This window comes from Mesorhizobium sp. M4A.F.Ca.ET.050.02.1.1 (assembly GCF_003997725.1).
In the GTDB taxonomy this organism is placed as follows: domain Bacteria; phylum Pseudomonadota; class Alphaproteobacteria; order Rhizobiales; family Rhizobiaceae; genus Mesorhizobium.
This window is the reverse complement of record NZ_RZSG01000494.1, coordinates 1-4567: the sequence shown is the minus strand read 5'-3', so window position 1 is coordinate 4567 and position 4567 is coordinate 1. Positions and strand designations below refer to the sequence as shown.

The following is a 4567-nucleotide window of genomic DNA, read 5'->3' as shown; positions in this document are numbered from 1 at the left end:
AGACCGAGCGGATCCAGTTCTTGGTGAGCTCGCGTTTGACGACGTGCTCCATCTCCGTTGCACCCAGGCGCTCGATGAAAACTTCGCCGGGCCGGTTGATGGCGATTTCCGAAACCGATTCTTCCTCCATATAGGGCCAGATCGGCTCCAGTTCGGCGCGCAGCACCGGTGCGCGCGCCCAGGGGTTCGACGCAGGCTGTACATTCATCTCACCGGAGTCCCGTAGCTTGGGTCATAGGGCTCAGCCTCAGCCTTCGGCGTCATGAAGAGCAGCGTCGGATCGAGCGCTCTTGCCGGCTTTCCGCCGCGCTTCAGTCGCGCCAGTTCCTCTTCTACCGGATCCGCATAGAGCTCGGAGAAATCCAGATCCCGGCGCACGAAGACGATGATCGGCGTGCCCTGGTCAACGTAGATGGTCGGCGGGATGTTTTGTGTGTCGCGGAACGCCTCTTGCGCCAGCTGCTGCAGCGCCGTCGAGGATTTTTCGAAGGCGATGCCGCGGGCGTCGCGTTGCGAACCGGAGCCGCCATAGGTGGTGGTGACCGTCTGTCCCGTAACGGGGTCAGTAGTTGTCACCTGCCGCTGCTGGCTGTCGCTGCCATTGTTGGCAAGGGAGGACAGGTACTCCGAAACGCCGCCAACGACCGAAAGCATGATCGCATTGCCGTAGCGTTCGAGCCAATGCGTATCGACGCGGCCGCCGAGACCGCCCCGTCCGAGACGGTCGGCGCCAGGCGAGGCAATGTCGACCGATACGCCGTCGGAACGTATGACGCGATTCCAGACGATGAACACACGCTTTTGCCCGCGCGCGATCCCGGAACGATACTCGCCGGTGAGCCGAGAGCCTTTTGGAATCAGAATGCGGCGGCCGTCGAGCGAATAGACGTCCTCGCGCGCCACCGCGCGAACCATGCCGGGCAGATCGGTGTTGATGGCGGTTTCCAGAAATCCGCGGATCATCGTGCCTTCGGGGATCAGCGCATCGGTGCGACGGAAAACCCGCGCCTTCGCCGTCGCGTTCGAATGGGTTTCCGATTGCGCGAGGAAGGCTTTGTTCGGATCGTTGTCGGCGCCCGGCACTGGAACAAGCTGACCGTCGGCGGCGATCTGTGCCTGGGCCGGCTGATCGTGCGCGGCGGCCGGGTTTGCTTGCTCGCTGGTAATCATCTGGTTCGACCGCAGGCGCTCCCACATTGCCTTTTGCCGCTCAGCCTCCTCCGCCTTCCGGCGCGCCTCCTCGTCGGCCGCTTGCTTGCGGCGGGCCTCCTCTTCTTCGGCTTTGCGGCGCGCCTGCTCGGCCGCCAGTTGGGCTTCGATCGCGCGCCGCTGCGCATCGAGATCGGCGCCCTGCTCAACCGTCTGGTCGACATTGTCGGCCTGTTGCTTGCTGGCTTCCCCTTCCGCGGGCGGCGGAACGACGATCTGGTCGACAGTCTTGTCGGCCGCTTGTGGCGTCTCGGCCAGCGCCGGCGGGTGAAATTCAGGTGGGTTGAAATTGTCGCTCGCGTCCGAGGCGGCATCGCGAGAACGCGGCTCGCGGGGCCAATTGATCCAGATCAGCGCGATCGCAACAATCAGCGCTGCGGCGACCATGGCGGCTTTTCTGCCCACGCCGGCATAGCGCCTGGCGACGGTCGGCCCGCCATCGAGCTCGTTATAGTCGATGTTGCTCATTTATCGTCCCCTCGCGGTCGGGGAAGTGAAGGGGTCGGGCCTCGCGAGCTTCTTCGGCCCGTAGACGGCGGAGACGGGATCCGCCTTGGACGGCCGGGCTCGATTGTAGAGGCAGAGCGTTTTGCCGTCGGCTCTCAGCGTAAATTGCCGGCCGATCTTATCAACGATCGTGTATTTTCCCTGGGTGCGCTGATTGACCAGCGATTCCTGACCTTTTTCGTCGACCAGGAAGATGGCCGGAATGTCGCCGGTGAACTCCAGGAACATCTTGGTGCCGTCGTCGAAAGCAACGCGCGGCTTCAGGCCATCATCGCCGGCATAGACGTAATTGTAGTTGAGATCGGCATAGTTGAGGTTCTTGAGGTCAGGATCGGCAGCACTTTGCTGGGCCTGGGAAAGCAGTCGCGCGTTTTGATCCTCATCCGCATACTTGAACCGGACCTGGAAGGATGCACGATCGCGATCGCTGTCGGTGGCTTTGAGCAACAGCGAATAGACGCGCCGGTCGGTGATGACGTTGACGTTCGTCCAGGCGTCCCGTTCGAGCGGCTTGATGAAAAGAAACCGCGAGCCGCGTTTCGGCACGATCGACCAGCCTTTGGTGTCGCCGGCCGAAACGGTTTCGATGACTTCCGACGGGCTGAGCTCAATCATCGTGGAGACGCCGAGCGCGGCGTTGACCGTGGTCACATTGTCGTTGTCGAAGGGCACGTATCGGATACGATAATCCCGGGCGGCAGCTGAGCTGGCCGAGCCAAGCAAAATCAGCAGGGAGAGAGCAGCCCTAAGATGGATCTTCATTGCGCGCTCCCTGCCGTCGGCGCGGACTCCTGATCGCGACGGTATTCGATCACCTGGAAGCCAAGCGGATTGTCGAAACGCCATTCGTTTTTGATCGGCGTCGTCGTGTAACGGAATTTCACCACGGCCACCCAATTGTCGGTCGTGGAAGAATTCTCGCGACGCGTCGTGGTCGAAAACCGCACCGACGCCGTCGTGCTGTTGAGCAGCGACACCGACTTGACGTCGACGGAAATGGTGACGTTGCGCCCGTAGATCTTGTCGAGCGACTGCGCGTTGGACGGCGTGTAAGCCCAAGTCAAATCCCTGGACGCCGTTCCCGTCGAATAAAGCTGCGCCAGATCGTAGTTCTGCTTGATCTCGCGGGAGTCATAGGTTTCGCGGGCGCGAATATAGCGAACGAGATTGGCGGCCGTGACCGCCTCATTCTGCGACAGATCGCCGGGTTTCAGCGCGCGCGCAACTTCGAGATATCCGGTCGTCTTGTCGACCTCGATGACATAGGGCTCGAATTGCTTGAGCGGAAGGATGAGCACGAGCGTCAGCAATGACAGGCCCGCAACCACACTCGCGACGCCGCTGACAAGCCACGCCAGCGTGCGCGAACGTCTGAGAGACCGGTGTGTGTCGTCCTCCCATGTTGCGCCGGCCTTGTAGTAGCGCTGGTCAACGAGTTTGCCGGTCTCGGCGGGGATGCTTGCCTGCATTTTTGTCACTTTACTTTAGCCTCACGTCCAAGCTCCCACTGCGGCTTCAAGCAGCACTTCTCAGGCGGATATTTGCGCTTCTAGGCCAACGGCCTCGCGTTATCGCGCGCCGCTTGCTGAATGGATGATCGCGCCGCCTCGCTGGTGCGGGATGATCTCAGCCGCTGCCACCGGTTGGCGACAAACCGCGTGCTACGCGCGACATTGCCGGGCACATTGCCATAGGAGCGGTATGCGCCGACGGTGCTTAGATACCCGCCACCGTTCAGGATCGAGGCGATCGCCGGGATTTGCATCAGCACATAGATGCCGATGATCGTGACCAGGACGAGCGGCAGCACCATGGACATCTTGTTGTCGACGCTGGCGCCTCCCGAGGTGGCCGTGTTCAAGGCAAGATTGACCAGCGAAAAATAAAAGCCCAGGAAGCCGTAGATGAGGATTTGCTGGATGATCAGATAGGTGGTGAGCGAAATGAATCCCTCGCTCATCCGCGTCGACCAGCGGTAGAGCCAAAGCACAATCCAGACCGGCGCCAGCGCCAAAGTGATGAAAAGCATGATCTTGGCCGCGATAATTGCCGCAATGGCAAGCGCCGAAAAGATGATGGCGGCCAGAAGGACGATGGTGGAAAGCAGCGCGCCGAATATGTCGTAAAACGTGCCGCTGTAAACCTGATTGGCAACGTCCTGGGCGCCGCGGTAGAGATTGTCGATCAGGGCCGGGATCGCATCTTGATCCGAGAGCTGGTTGCCGGTGGCGCGCGAGACGGCCCCGACGATGATCTTGCCGATTCCGCTCGGCACCGCCTGCACGAGCTTGTAGATCGTCTCGGAGAATGTGCCCCAGCCAGTCAGCAGCAGATAGATGACCACCGCGCGACCGAGCCGGTATGCCGACTCGATCGGAGAGATCGCCTCCCGGCCGCTGAGGATCGAGTATCCCCACCAGATGATATAGACGGTGAGCATGAGCGCGTAGACATTCCCCAGCGCATAGCCGAGCTGCATGTAGACGCTGGAGACAAAGCCCCGTCCGACGTCATCGATGCCTCCCAGAATGCTTGTCGCCAGCCCGTTCATCCAGCCTCGACAACACGATCGAAAGGCGGCGCGTTGACCGGCTTCAGGGGTCCGCAGCTCGTATCGCCAGCATAGGCCAACGGCGCGCACGGAGCCTTGAGCTCGCGACCTGGCCCGGCGCAGCCGCCTAGCGCGACGCTAGCGACCGCGACGGCCACGCCGACCCGCCGCCACCAGGCTGGCATCCATTCCGCTCGCACGGTCAAAGGTCAGTTCCCGCTGGTGCCAAAATTCTGGAACGGATTGACTTGCGCCGGCGTCATCAGCTTTTGCACCTGGCTTTGCCGCAACAGCCGGGTC

Annotated in this window: 4 protein-coding genes; all 4 read right to left on the bottom strand. The window is 61.7% G+C overall.

What is annotated here, in order from left to right; genetic code table 11:
- Positions 1-204: 204 nt before the first annotated feature.
- Positions 205-1677, bottom strand: coding sequence for a type IV secretion system protein VirB10 (virB10, locus tag EOA33_RS25325; protein ID WP_127406877.1), 1473 nt, complete (start codon positions 1675-1677; stop codon positions 205-207).
- On the bottom strand, positions 1678-2478 hold the full coding sequence (locus EOA33_RS25320; RefSeq protein ID WP_189524206.1) for a TrbG/VirB9 family P-type conjugative transfer protein: 801 nt from the start codon (positions 2476-2478) through the stop codon (positions 1678-1680).
- A complete protein-coding gene (locus EOA33_RS25315; RefSeq protein ID WP_127406875.1) occupies positions 2475-3185 on the bottom strand; it encodes a type IV secretion system protein in 711 nt (236 codons plus the stop codon). The genes EOA33_RS25320 and EOA33_RS25315 overlap by 4 nt, the downstream gene beginning before the upstream one ends.
- An 80-nt stretch (positions 3186-3265) precedes the next feature.
- Positions 3266-4267 (bottom strand): type IV secretion system protein, encoded by a 1002-nt coding sequence (locus EOA33_RS25310; RefSeq protein WP_127406874.1) that lies wholly within the window; start codon positions 4265-4267, stop codon positions 3266-3268.
- Positions 4268-4567: the final 300 nt, after the last annotated feature.

Bases quoted from the DNA above. Each gene is read 5' to 3' on its own strand.
- virB10 (WP_127406877.1), bottom strand. From the start codon at position 1,677: ATGAGCAACATCGACTATAACGAGCTCGATGGCGGGCCGACCGTCGCC.
- EOA33_RS25320 (WP_189524206.1), bottom strand. From the start codon at position 2,478: ATGAAGATCCATCTTAGGGCTGCTCTCTCCCTGCTGATTTTGCTTGGC.
- EOA33_RS25315 (WP_127406875.1), bottom strand. From the start codon at position 3,185: ATGCAGGCAAGCATCCCCGCCGAGACCGGCAAACTCGTTGACCAGCGC.
- EOA33_RS25310 (WP_127406874.1), bottom strand. From the start codon at position 4,267: ATGAACGGGCTGGCGACAAGCATTCTGGGAGGCATCGATGACGTCGGA.